Annotated in this window: 11 protein-coding genes; 6 read left to right on the forward strand and 5 right to left on the reverse strand. The window is 61.0% G+C overall.

What is annotated here, in order from left to right; genetic code table 11:
• Positions 1-2 precede the first annotated feature (2 nt).
• The gene (algW, locus tag OZ428_RS04520) at positions 3-1,157 is read right to left on the reverse strand and encodes a Do family serine endopeptidase AlgW (RefSeq protein WP_269132815.1); all 1,155 of its coding nucleotides are present in this window, start codon (positions 1,155-1,157) and stop codon (positions 3-5) included.
• Positions 1,158-1,258: 101 nt separating this feature from the next.
• On the opposite strand from algW, the gene OZ428_RS04525 reads away from it, so the two are divergent.
• The 3 genes from OZ428_RS04525 (at position 1,259) to cysN (ending at position 4,979) form a co-directional block, all read left to right on the forward strand.
• On the forward strand, positions 1,259-2,017 hold the full coding sequence (locus tag OZ428_RS04525; RefSeq protein ID WP_033896983.1) for a Nif3-like dinuclear metal center hexameric protein: 759 nt from the start codon (positions 1,259-1,261) through the stop codon (positions 2,015-2,017).
• 136 nt (positions 2,018-2,153) lie between these two features.
• A complete protein-coding gene (gene cysD, locus OZ428_RS04530; protein ID WP_005784641.1) occupies positions 2,154-3,071 on the forward strand; it encodes a sulfate adenylyltransferase subunit CysD in 918 nt (305 codons plus the stop codon).
• A 9-nt stretch (positions 3,072-3,080) separates the two neighbouring features.
• On the forward strand, positions 3,081-4,979 hold the full coding sequence (gene cysN / locus OZ428_RS04535; protein WP_133074797.1) for a sulfate adenylyltransferase subunit CysN: 1,899 nt from the start codon (positions 3,081-3,083) through the stop codon (positions 4,977-4,979).
• A 58-nt stretch (positions 4,980-5,037) separates the two neighbouring features.
• On the opposite strand, the gene OZ428_RS04540 is transcribed toward cysN, so the two are convergent.
• The 3 genes from OZ428_RS04540 to OZ428_RS04550 form a co-directional block, all read right to left on the reverse strand.
• Positions 5,038-5,931 (reverse strand): acyltransferase, encoded by an 894-nt coding sequence (locus OZ428_RS04540; protein WP_269132816.1) that lies wholly within the window; start codon positions 5,929-5,931, stop codon positions 5,038-5,040.
• Positions 5,932-8,031: a phosphate acetyltransferase gene (gene pta, locus OZ428_RS04545; protein WP_033896986.1), complete on the reverse strand. Its 2,100-nt coding sequence runs from the start codon at positions 8,029-8,031 to the stop codon at positions 5,932-5,934. It lies immediately after the preceding gene.
• A 79-nt stretch (positions 8,032-8,110) separates the two neighbouring features.
• Positions 8,111-8,401 (reverse strand): DUF3565 domain-containing protein, encoded by a 291-nt coding sequence (locus OZ428_RS04550; protein WP_033896987.1) that lies wholly within the window; start codon positions 8,399-8,401, stop codon positions 8,111-8,113.
• Between OZ428_RS04550 and OZ428_RS04555 the strand changes: the two genes are divergently transcribed.
• A complete protein-coding gene (locus tag OZ428_RS04555) occupies positions 8,400-8,885 on the forward strand; it encodes an FKBP-type peptidyl-prolyl cis-trans isomerase (RefSeq protein ID WP_003188398.1) in 486 nt (161 codons plus the stop codon). The two genes, OZ428_RS04550 and OZ428_RS04555, sit on opposite strands and share 2 nt — an antisense overlap.
• Positions 8,886-9,241: 356 nt before the next feature.
• Here the strand turns inward: OZ428_RS04555 and rpsT are convergent, their stop codons facing one another.
• Positions 9,242-9,520 carry a 30S ribosomal protein S20 gene (gene rpsT / locus OZ428_RS04560; protein ID WP_016976313.1) on the reverse strand — a complete coding sequence of 93 codons (279 nt, stop codon included), beginning with the start codon at positions 9,518-9,520 and terminating at the stop codon, positions 9,242-9,244.
• A gap of 253 nt (positions 9,521-9,773) precedes the next feature.
• On the opposite strand from rpsT, the gene murJ reads away from it, so the two are divergent.
• Together murJ and ribF are read left to right on the forward strand one after the other, a co-directional pair.
• A complete protein-coding gene (gene murJ, locus OZ428_RS04565) occupies positions 9,774-11,312 on the forward strand; it encodes a murein biosynthesis integral membrane protein MurJ (protein ID WP_269132817.1) in 1,539 nt (512 codons plus the stop codon).
• 119 nt (positions 11,313-11,431) lie between these two features.
• Entirely contained in the window at positions 11,432-12,370 is a 939-nt protein-coding gene (gene ribF / locus OZ428_RS04570) for a bifunctional riboflavin kinase/FAD synthetase (RefSeq protein WP_010213269.1), read from the forward strand.
• Positions 12,371-12,380 lie beyond the last annotated feature (10 nt).

The raw sequence follows: 12,380 nt of genomic DNA on the forward strand, positions 1-12,380 counted from the left end.
CGTTATTCCTCTTCTTTCACCGGCGCGGGCGGCGGGCGCAAACCGATTTCCGCCAGCAACTTGATCTCCTTGCCGTTGCGCATCACCTGGATCGCCACCTTGTCGGTCGGCTTGATCCGCGCCACCTGGTTCATCGACTTACGACCATCACCCGCCGGTTCGCCATTGATGCTGAGGATCACATCGCCCAGTTGCAGGCCGGCTTTCTGCGCCGGGCCGTCGCGGAAGATCCCGGCGACCACGATGCCTGGGCGTCCGGTCAGGCCAAACGACTCGGCCAGTTCCTTGGTCAACGGCTGTACTTCAATCCCCAGCCAGCCACGGATCACCTGGCCGTGCTCGATGATCGACTTCATCACTTCCATCGCCAGCTTCACGGGGATCGCAAAACCGATGCCCTGTGAGCCGCCGGACTTGGAGAAAATCGCCGTGTTGATACCGGTCAGGTTGCCATTGGCATCCACCAGCGCACCGCCGGAGTTGCCCGGGTTGATCGCCGCATCGGTCTGGATGAAATCTTCGTAGCTATTAAGGCCTAACTGATTACGCCCGGTGGCACTGATAATGCCCATGGTCACGGTCTGGCCCACACCGAACGGGTTGCCGATGGCCAATGCCACGTCACCGACGCGCAAGCCATCGGAACGGCCGAGGGTGATGGACGGCAGGCTTTTCAGGTCAATCTTCAATACCGCGAGGTCGGTTTCCGGGTCGCTGCCCACCACGCGGGCCAGGGTTTCGCGGCCGTCACGCAGGGCCACCACGATCTGGTCGGCGCCGGTGGTCACATGGTTGTTGGTGAGGATGTAGCCTTCTGGGCTCATGATCACGCCCGAACCCAGGCTGGATTCCATGCGCCGCTGCTTGGGCCCGTTGTCGCCGAAGTAGCGGCGGAACTGCGGGTCTTCGAACAACGGGTGCGCCGGTTTGTTGATGACCTTGGTCGTGTAAAGGTTGACCACCGCCGGGGCGGCGATGGTGACCGCATCGGCGTAGGTCACCGGGCCTTGCACCACCGCGCTGGTCTGCGGTGCCTGTTGCAGGTTCACATCCAGGCTGGGCAGGCCCACCAGTTGCGGGTAACGCTGAATAATCAGCATCGCGATCAGCACGCCAGCCAACAATGGCCATCCAAAAAAACGCAGCGCCTTGAGCATCAAGTAAGTCCTGACAGGTTGCAGGGGGCGAGAGAGCGCCCATAATGTCGCGCATTATACGAGGCTGTGACGCCTGCGAATGGGATATTTAGGAGTCTTTTATGGCCGTCCCCCTTACCACCCTCGTCGAGGAAGCGGACCGCTACCTCGGCAGCGCCAAAATTGCCGATTATTGCCCCAATGGCCTGCAGGTCGAGGGGCGCCCGCAAGTGATGCGCATCGTCAGTGGCGTGACGGCAAGCCAAGCCCTGCTGGACGCGGCCGTCGAAGCCCAGGCCGATCTGATCCTGGTACACCACGGCTATTTCTGGAAAGGCGAAAACCCCTGCATCACCGGCATGAAGCAGCGTCGCCTCAAGACCCTGCTCAAGCACGACATCAGCCTGTTGGCCTACCACCTGCCGCTGGACCTGCACCCCGACGTCGGCAACAACGTGCAACTCGCCCGTCAACTCGACATCACCGTCGAAGGCCCGCTGGACCCGAGCAACCCCAAGATCGTCGGCCTGGTCGGCTCCCTCGCCGAGCCCCTGTCGCCCCGTGATTTCGCACGCCGCGTGCAGGAAGTCATGGGCCGCGAACCGCTGCTGATCGAAGGCAGCGACATGATCCGTCGTGTCGGCTGGTGCACCGGCGGTGGCCAGGGCTACATCGACCAGGCGATTGCCGCAGGCGTCGACCTGTACCTGAGCGGCGAAGCCTCCGAGCAGACCTTCCACAGCGCCCGCGAAAACGACATCAGCTTCATCGCCGCCGGCCACCACGCCACCGAGCGCTACGGCGTACAGGCCCTGGGCGATTACCTGGCGCGGCGCTTTGCCCTGGAGCATCTGTTCATCGACTGCCCCAACCCGATTTGAGGGCCAAACCTGGGAGCATATTCATATACCGTTTCGATCTAGCTGGCTCCCTGAATAGAAGCAGGTGCTGTGCTAGCATGCCCCGCTCGAACACGGCCCGCTGGCCGTCCATAAGATCGTTTTTCCGTGAGTAACCATGGTCGACAAACTGACGCATCTGAAACAGCTGGAGGCGGAAAGCATCCACATCATCCGCGAGGTCGCCGCCGAGTTCGACAACCCGGTGATGCTCTACTCGATCGGTAAAGACTCCGCCGTGATGCTGCACCTGGCGCGCAAGGCCTTCTTCCCGGGCAAGCTGCCGTTCCCGGTGATGCACGTCGACACCCGCTGGAAATTCCAGGAGATGTACAAGTTCCGCGACAAGATGGTCGAGGAGCTGGGCCTGGACTTGATCACCCACGTGAACCCGGACGGCGTGGCGCAGGGCATCAACCCCTTCACCCACGGCAGCGCCAAGCACACCGACATCATGAAGACCGAAGGCCTCAAGCAGGCGTTGGACAAACATGGTTTCGACGCCGCTTTCGGCGGTGCCCGTCGCGATGAAGAGAAATCCCGCGCCAAAGAGCGCGTGTATTCGTTCCGCGACAGCAAACACCGCTGGGACCCGAAAAACCAGCGCCCCGAGCTGTGGAACGTCTACAACGGCAACGTCAACAAGGGTGAGTCCATCCGCGTGTTCCCGCTGTCCAACTGGACCGAGCTGGACATCTGGCAGTACATCTACCTCGAAGGCATCCCGATCGTGCCGCTGTACTTCGCCGCCGAGCGTGAAGTGATCGAGAAGAACGGCACGTTGATCATGATCGACGACGACCGCATCCTCGAGCACCTGTCCGACGAAGACAAAGCCCGAATCGTCAAAAAGAAAGTACGTTTCCGTACCCTTGGCTGCTACCCGTTGACGGGCGCGGTGGAGTCCGAAGCCGAGACGCTGACGGACATCATTCAGGAAATGCTCCTGACGCGAACTTCCGAGCGCCAGGGCCGTGTCATCGACCACGATGGTGCAGGCTCGATGGAAGATAAAAAACGTCAAGGCTATTTCTAAGGGGCTGTCATGTCGCATCAATCTGATTTGATCAGCGAGGACATCCTCGCCTACCTGGGCCAGCACGAGCGCAAGGAAATGTTGCGCTTCCTGACCTGCGGCAACGTCGACGACGGCAAGAGCACCCTGATCGGGCGCCTGCTGCACGACTCCAAGATGATCTACGAAGATCACCTGGAAGCCATCACCCGCGACTCGAAGAAGTCCGGCACCACCGGCGACGATATCGACCTGGCGCTGCTGGTCGACGGCCTGCAGGCCGAGCGTGAGCAAGGCATCACCATCGATGTGGCCTACCGCTACTTTTCCACCGCCAAGCGCAAATTCATCATCGCCGACACCCCCGGCCATGAGCAGTACACCCGCAACATGGCCACCGGTGCCTCCACCTGTGACCTGGCGATCATCCTGATTGACGCACGTTATGGCGTGCAGACCCAGACCCGTCGCCACAGCTTCATCGCCTCGTTGCTGGGCATCAAGCACATCGTGGTGGCCGTCAACAAGATGGACATCAATGGCTTCGACCAGAGCGTATTCGAGCAGATCAAGGCCGATTACCTGAAGTTCGCCGACGGTATCGCCTTCAAGCCGAGCACCCTGGCGTTCGTGCCAATGTCGGCGCTCAAGGGCGACAATGTGGTGAACAAGAGCGAGCGTTCGCCTTGGTACACCGGGCAGTCGCTGATGGAGATCCTCGAAACCGTCGAGATCGCCAACGACCGCAACTACACCGACCTGCGTTTCCCGGTGCAGTACGTGAACCGTCCGAACCTGAACTTCCGTGGTTTCGCCGGCACCCTGGCCAGCGGCATCGTGCACAAGGGCGACGAAGTCGTGGTGCTGCCGTCGGGCAAGAGCAGCCGCGTCAAATCCATCGTCACCTTTGAAGGTGAGTTGGAACACGCCGGCCCAGGCCAGGCCGTGACCCTGACCATGGAAGACGAGATCGACATCTCCCGTGGCGACCTGCTGGTACACGCCGACAACGTGCCGCAAGTGACCGACGCCTTCGACGCCATGCTGGTGTGGATGGCCGAAGAGCCGATGCTGCCGGGCAAGAAATACGACATCAAGCGCGCCACCAGCTACGTGCCGGGTTCCATCACCAGCATCGTGCATCGCGTGGATGTGAACACCCTGGCCGAAGGTCCGGCGAGTTCGCTGCAACTGAACGAAATTGGCCGGGTCAAGGTCAGCCTCGACGCCGCCATCGCCCTGGACGGTTACGACAGCAACCGCACCACCGGCGCGTTCATTGTTATCGACCGTTTGACCAACGGCACCGTGGCAGCGGGCATGATCATCGCGCCGCCGGTCACCCACGGCAGCTCGGCGCAACACGGCAAGCTGGCTCACGTCGCCACCGAAGAACGCGCGCTGCGCTTTGGCCAACAACCGGCCACCGTGTTGTTCAGTGGCCTGTCGGGCGCGGGCAAGAGCACCTTGGCCTACGCGGTTGAGCGCAAGCTCTTCGACATGGGCCGTGCGGTGTTCGTGCTGGATGGCCAGAACCTGCGTCACGACCTTAACAAGGGCTTGCCGCAGGACCGCGCCGGGCGTACCGAGAACTGGCGTCGTGCCGCACATGTGGCGCGTCAGTTCAACGAAGCGGGCTTGTTGACTCTCGCCGCGTTCGTGGCGCCGGATGCCGAAGGCCGCGAACAGGCCAAGGCGCTGATTGGCAGTGATCGTTTGCTGACCGTCTACGTGCAAGCGTCGCCGTTGGTGTGCGCCGAGCGTGATCCGCAGGGCCTGTACGCGGCGGGTGGGGATAACATCCCTGGCGAATCCTTCCCGTACGACGTGCCGTTGAATGCCGACCTGGTGATCGACACCCAGGCCTTGTCGTTGGAAGAAAGCGTCAAGCAAGTGCTGGAGCTGTTGCGTCAGCGCGGCGCGATCTAAGGATCGCAGCCACAAAAAAGCCCGCCATCGAGTGATCGATGGCGGGCTTTTTCATGCCTTATCGGGGGTACTGGGTATGCAGCTTTTCCAGTAATGCATCCTTGTCTTCCCACAACCGGTTGATCCAACCCTGGAACGCCGTCCGGTACTCCCCATCCTGCTCATAATTCTTGCCAATGAACGCGGCCGGGATCTGCACTTCTTCGAACTGCACCACCACATCCTTCACATTCCCGCATAGCAAATCCCAATACCCAGGGCGACCGGCGGGATAGTGAATGGTCACATTGACCAGTGACTTCAACTGCTCACCCATGGCATCCAGCACAAACGCAATGCCACCGGCTTTAGGCTTGAGCAGATAACGGAACGGCGACTTTTGCTGCGCATGCTTGCCCGGGGTAAACCGTGTGCCTTCGGCAAAGTTGAAAATGCCCACCGGGTTGTCGCGAAACTTCGCACAGGTCTTGCGGGTGGTTTCCAGGTCCTTGCCTTTCTTCTCCGGGTGTTTTTCCAGGTATGCCTTGGTGTAGCGCTTCATGAACGGAAAGCCCAGCGCCCACCAAGCCAGGCCAATCACCGGCACCCAGATCAGCTCCTGTTTCAGGAAGAACTTCAGCGGACGAATCCGCCGGTTCAGCACGTATTGCAGCACCATGATGTCGACCCAGCTCTGGTGGTTGCTGGTCACCAGGTACGAGTGCTGATAGTCCAGCCCTTCCAGGCCGGTGAGGTGCCAGCGCGTGCGCCGCACCAGGTTCATCCAGCCCTTGTTGTTGGTCACCCAGGCTTCATGGGTGTGGTTCATCAGCCATTCGCTGAAGCGCTTGGCAAACGGCAACGCCTTGAACAGCGCCACGATGAACAGGAACGAGCACAACAGGATCGTGTTCAGCGCCAACAACAGCGACGCAATCACCCCGCGCACGGCGGCAGGTAGAAAATCCAGCATTTAGATATCCATAGGTCGGTTGGCGGCTTGGATCGCGGTGAGCGCGATGGTGTACACGATGTCGTCTACCTGGGCGCCGCGCGGCAGGTCGTTGACCGGTTTGCGCAGGCCTTGGAGCATTGGCCCCAGGCTCACGCAATCGGCGCTGCGCTGCACGGCCTTGTGCGTAGTGTTGCCGGTGTTGAGGTCGGGGAACACAAATACGGTGGCCTTGCCGGCGACCTGGCTGTTGGGCGCCAGTTGCCGCGCGACGTTTTCGTTGGCGGCGGCGTCGTATTGCAGCGGCCCGTCGATCAGCAACGAGCTTTGCTGTTCGTGGGCGAGCAGGGTGGCTTCGCGGACTTTTTCCACTTCCTCGCCGCTGGCCGAGTCGCCGCTGGAATAGCTGATCATTGCCACGCGTGGCGTGATGCCGAATGCCGCCGCCGAGTCGGCACTTTGCAACGCGATCTCCGCCAATTCGGCGGCGCTTGGGTGTGGGTTCATCACGCAGTCGCCGTACACCAGCACCTGCTCGGGGAACAGCATGAAGAACACCGACGACACCAGTGTGCAGCCCGGCGCCGTTTTAATCAGCTGCAGGGCAGGGCGGATGGTATTGGCGGTGGAGTGGATGACGCCGGAGACCAGGCCGTCCACTTCGTCCAGCGCGAGCATCATGGTGGCGATCACTACGGTGTCTTCCAGCTGCTGCTCGGCCATCGGCGCGTTGAGGCTCTTGCTCTTGCGCAGCGCGACCATCGGCTCGACGTAGCGCTGGCGGATCAGGTCCGGGTCGAGAATCTCCAGGCCTTCGGGCAATTCGATGCCCTGGGCGCGGGCGACCGCTTCCACGTCTGCCGGTTTGGCCAGCAGCACGCAGCGCGCAATGCCCCGCGCCTGACAGATCGCGGCGGCTTGCACGGTCAGCGGCTCGCTGCCTTCGGGCAATACAATGCGTTTGTTGGCGGCCTGGGCGCGCTGGATCAACTGATAGCGGAACACCGCCGGCGACAGGCGCATCTCCCGTGGCGTGCCGCAACGCTGATGCAACCAGCGCGCATCCAGATGGCTGGCGACGAAATCGGTGATGATCTCCGCACGTTCGCGGTCATCAATCGGGATTTCCTTGTTGAGGCTGTTGAGCTGGTTCGCCGTGTCGTAGGAACCGGTGCTCACCGACAACACCGGCAGCCCGGCCTGGAACGCGCCACGGCACAACTCCATGATGCGCGGGTCGGGCAGGGTGTCGCTGGTCAGCAACAGGCCGGCCAGGGGTACGCCGTTGATCGCGGCGAGGCTGACGGCGAGGATGATGTCGTCGCGGTCGCCGGGGGTCACCACCAGTACGCCAGGCTTGAGCAGCTCCACGGTGTTACGCATGGTACGGGCGCAGATGATGATCTTGGTCATGCGCCGGGTTTCGTAGTCGCCGGCGTTGAGAATCTGCGCGCCCATCAGGTCGGCCACGTCACGTGTGCGCGGCGCGTTGAGTTCCGGTTGATAGGGAATGCAGCCGAGCAGGCGGAAATCGCCGCTGCGCAACAGGGGCGAATGCTCTTTGAGGCGTGCCGCAAAGGCTTCCATGCTTTCGTCGGTGCGCACCTTGTTGAGGATCACGCCGAGCACTTTCGGGTCTTTCGGGCCGCCGAACAGTTGGGCCTGCAATTCCACGCGGCCGGAGAGTTCGGTGAGCACTTCGTTTTCCGGGGCCGAGACCAGGATCACTTCTGCGTCGAGGCTCTTGGCCAGGTGCAGGTTGACCCGCGCCGCATAGCTGGCGCTGCGGGTCGGCACCATGCCTTCGACGATCAGTACGTCCTTGCCCACGGCGGCTTGTTGGTACAGCGTGATGATTTCTTCGAGCAGTTCGTCGAGCTGGCCGTCGCCGAGCATGCGCTCTACGTGGGCCAGGCCCAGGGGCTGTGGCGGCTTGAGGCCATGGGTGCGCGCCACCAGCTCGGTGGAACGCTCGGGGCCGGTATCGCCGGGGTGTGGTTGGGCAATCGGCTTGAAGAACCCGACTTTCAGCCCGGCCCGCTCAAGGGTGCGCACCAGCCCAAGGCTGATGGAGGTCAGACCCACACCAAAATCGGTGGGCGCGATAAAAAAAGTCTGCATGCGAATTCTCTGAAGGTGCATGGCTTCGGTGAGGTTCTATGGTTGAACGTCTACCGGGAATCAGGCGCCAAGGTTATCGTTATTCGTGTGCTTGCGCACACCAGCCGCAGGCAAAGGGCTGGCCTATTTTTTCAAGGCGTTGCGCGGGGTCGAGTACCCAGGCGCGGGACTGCCAGGGTGGCTGGTGGCGCAGGTGCTGGGTGTGGCCACAGGACAGCTCCGCGACCCAGTGCTGGTCGTCATCCTGATGGAACCCGATGATGAAGGATGCCGTTGATCGGTCCCGTCTGTCCGGGTTCTGTTCGCTTTCGGGCAAATCCTTGTTTAGACTTGTCCGTTCTTCATTCTTATGCAAAAGGTCTCGCCCCATGACGATCGCCGCTAACAAGGCTGTCTCCATCGACTATACCCTGACCAACGACGCTGGTGAGGTCATCGACAGCTCCGCCGGCGGCGCGCCGCTGGTCTACCTGCAAGGCGCAGGTAACATCATCCCAGGCCTGGAAAAGGCTCTGGAAGGCAAGAACGTCGGTGATGAGCTGACCGTTGCCGTAGAACCTGAAGATGCCTACGGCGAGTACTCGGCCGAACTGGTCAGCACCCTGAGCCGCAGCATGTTCGAAGGCGTTGACGAGCTGGAAGTGGGCATGCAGTTCCACGCTTCCGCGCCAGACGGCCAAATGCAGATCGTGACCATCCGTGATCTGGATGGCGACGACGTGACCGTCGACGGCAACCACCCACTGGCTGGCCAGCGTCTGAACTTCCAAGTGAAGATCGTTGCCATCCGCGACGCTTCCCAGGAAGAAGTGGCCCACGGCCACGTCCACGGTGAAGGCGGTCATCACCATTGATTGTGGTTTGATCAATAGGTAGCAAAAACGCCCCGACTGGTTCGGGGCGTTTTTTTTGTCTGTGTTTTTTGGTGGACCGGTTTCCAGTGGTGAGCGGGCTTTTTGTGGTGAGCGGGCTTGCCCGCGCTGGGGCGCGAAGCGGCCCTAATACCTGAGATTGGGTTCTGTCTGGAGGAGCGCATTGAATGTATTGGGGCTGCTGCGCAGCCCAGCGCGGGGCAAGCCCGCTCACCACAAAAAAGCCGCCCATCCGGGATGGGGGTATTTTCAGGCGCAAACAAAAATGCCCCGGACCTTTCGGTACGGGGCATTTCTTAACTGTTTCGCGACCTGGGTCGCGTTGCAGTTGTTACCACTTAGGCTGCAGCAGCGACGCTCAGAGCCTTGATGTGGCCATTCAGACGGCTCTTATGACGAGCGGCCTTGTTCTTGTGGATGATGCCTTTATCGGCCATGCGGTCGATAACTGGCACAGCCAGAACGTAAGCTGCTTGAGCTTTTTCAGCGTCTTTGGTGTCGATGGCTTTAACTACATTCTTGATGTAGGTACGAACCATGGAACGCAGGCTGGCGTTGTGGCTGCGACGCTTCTCAGCCTGTTTTGCACGTTTTTTGGCGGAAGGTGTGTTGGCCACCGTCGAGCTCCTCGAAAGACTTTTTAGGAAATAGCAAACAAAATAGGCCGCGAATCATGCCGATGACTTGATGTGTTGTCAAGGGCGGCTGATGCGAACTGCTGAGTGGTCGATCTGAAGAGGCGGGTGATTTATTTCCGGCGCTTGACCTGTAAACTCGCGAGCTTTGGCTCTGTGCTGTTGCAGGCGCGCAGTATCGCATAAGTAGGCGCGTTGTTCGCCTGCTCTTTATCTAAAGGCGCAAACTCTTTCAATGAATCTGCTCAAATCGTTGGCCGCCGTCAGCTCTATCACGATGATCTCCCGGGTTCTGGGGTTTGTGCGCGACACGCTGCTGGCGCGTATTTTCGGCGCCAGCATGGCCACGGATGCCTTCTTTATTGCTTTTAAACTGCCCAACCTGCTGCGGCGGATCTTTGCCGAAGGCGCGTTTTCCCAGGCCTTCGTGCCGATCCTGGCCGAATACAAGACCCAGCAGGGCGAAGAAGCCACCCGCACCTTTATTGCCTACGTCTCAGGCCTGTTGACCCTTGTTTTGATGCTGGTGACCATCCTCGGCATGCTCGCCGCGCCCTGGGTGATCTGGGCCACGGCGCCCGGTTTTGCCAATACACCGGAAAAATTTGCGCTGACCACCGACCTGCTGCGGGTGACCTTTCCTTATATATTGCTGATCTCCCTGTCTTCCTTGGCCGGTGCGATCCTCAACACTTGGAACCGTTTCTCGGTGCCGGCCTTCGTGCCGACCCTGCTGAACGTCAGCATGATCATCTTCGCGCTGTTCCTCACGCCTTACTTCGATCCCCCGGTGATGGCCCTGGGCTGGGCCGTACTGGCCGGCGGCCTGGCGCAATTGCTCTACCAACTGCCGCACCTGAAAAAGATCGGCATGCTTGTACTGCCGCGCCTGAACCTCAAGGACACCGGCGTATGGCGCGTGATGCGCAATATGCTGCCGGCGATCCTCGGCGTATCGGTCAGCCAGATTTCCCTGATCATCAATACGGCGTTTGCCTCGCTGCTGGTGTCCGGCTCGGTGTCGTGGATGTACTACGCCGACCGTCTGATGGAGTTGCCGTCCGGCGTGCTGGGCGTGGCGTTGGGCACGATTCTGCTGCCGACCCTGGCGCGCACCTACGCCAGCAAGGATCGCCAGGAGTATTCACGCATTCTGGACTGGGGCCTGCGCCTGTGCTTTGTATTGGTGCTGCCATGTGCCCTGGCGCTGGGGATCCTGGCCGAGCCGTTGACCGTGTCGCTGTTTCAATACGGCCAGTTCGATGCCCATGACGCCTTGATGACCCAGCACGCGCTGGTCGCCTATTCCGTCGGCCTGCTTGGCATTATCGTGATCAAAGTGCTGGCTCCCGGCTTCTATGCCCAGCAGAACATCCGTACGCCGGTGAAAATCGCGATATTCACGCTGATCGTCACGCAACTGCTCAACCTGGTGTTTATCGGCCCGCTGGCCCACGCCGGCCTGGCCCTGGCGATCAGTGCGGGTGCGTGCATCAACGCCGGGCTGTTGTTTTACCAATTGCGTAAGCAGCAGATGTTCCAGCCGCAGCCAGGCTGGGGCCTGTTTGCCCTCAAGTTGCTGGTGGCGGTGGCCATGATGTCGGCCGTGCTGTTGGGCCTGATGCACTTCATGCCGGCGTGGGATGAAGGCCAAATGCTGGAGCGCTTCATGCGTCTTGGCGTGTTGGTCGTCGCGGGCGTGGTGGTGTACTTCGGGATGTTGCTGCTGCAGGGCTTCCGCCTGCGGGATTTCAATCGCAAGTCCCTGGGTTAGAGAGTTTGCCGCGATAAAACCGTTGTTTTATCGATTCGATCCATTTGGCCTGTGCTGTTGCCTGTCGTCCGGGGCCGGGTGTGGTTATAATCGACCACTTTATGAGCAAGAAGCGCGTTATGCAGCTGGTTCGAGGTCTCCACAACCTGCGCCCCGAGCATCGGGGCTGCGTCGCCACTATTGGCAACTTTGACGGTGTTCACCGTGGCCACCAGGCTATCCTGGCTCGGCTGCGCGAACGCGCGGTCGAGTTGGGCGTGCCCAGCTGCGTGGTGATTTTCGAGCCACAGCCGCGGGAATACTTCACCCCCGAAACCGCGCCAGCCCGCCTGGCCCGCCTGCGGGACAAGCTGCAATTGCTGGCTGAAGAGGGCGTGGACCGTGTCCTCTGCCTGGCCTTCAACCAGCGTTTGCAAAGCCTGAGCGCTGCCGAGTTCGTCGACCGTATCTTGGTCGATGGCCTGGGCGTGCAGCATTTGGAGGTCGGTGACGATTTCCGCTTCGGTTGCGACCGTGTCGGGGATTTCGATTTCCTGCAACACGCGGGCGTCAACCAGGGTTTTACCGTCGAAGCCGCGCAAACCGTCGAACTGGACGGCCTGCGCGTGAGCAGTACCCAGGTGCGTAACGCCCTGGCCGCTGCCGACTTCGCCTTGGCCGAGCGTTTGCTCGGTCGCCCGTTCCGCATTGCCGGGCGGGTCTTGCACGGCCAGAAGCTGGCGCGCCAATTGGGCACGCCGACCGCCAACGTGCAACTCAAGCGCCGTCGTGTGCCGCTGACCGGGGTCTACCTGGTGAGCGTCGACATCGACGGCCAATCGTGGCCCGGAGTCGCCAACATAGGCGTCAGGCCCACGGTTGCAGGTGATGGCAAGGCCCACCTGGAAGTACACCTGCTGGATTTTGCCGGTGATCTGTATGACCGGCGTTTGACGGTGGTTTTCCACCAGAAGCTGCGTGAAGAGCAGCGTTTCGCCTCCCTTGAGGCGTTGAAAACGGCGATCAATGCGGATGTCGCCGCCGCCCGTGCACTAGCCGCACCTAGCGCCCATCGCTAACCGAAGAGCC

The organism is Pseudomonas sp. GXZC (assembly GCF_026967615.1).
Lineage (GTDB): Bacteria > Pseudomonadota > Gammaproteobacteria > Pseudomonadales > Pseudomonadaceae > Aquipseudomonas > Aquipseudomonas azotoformans_A.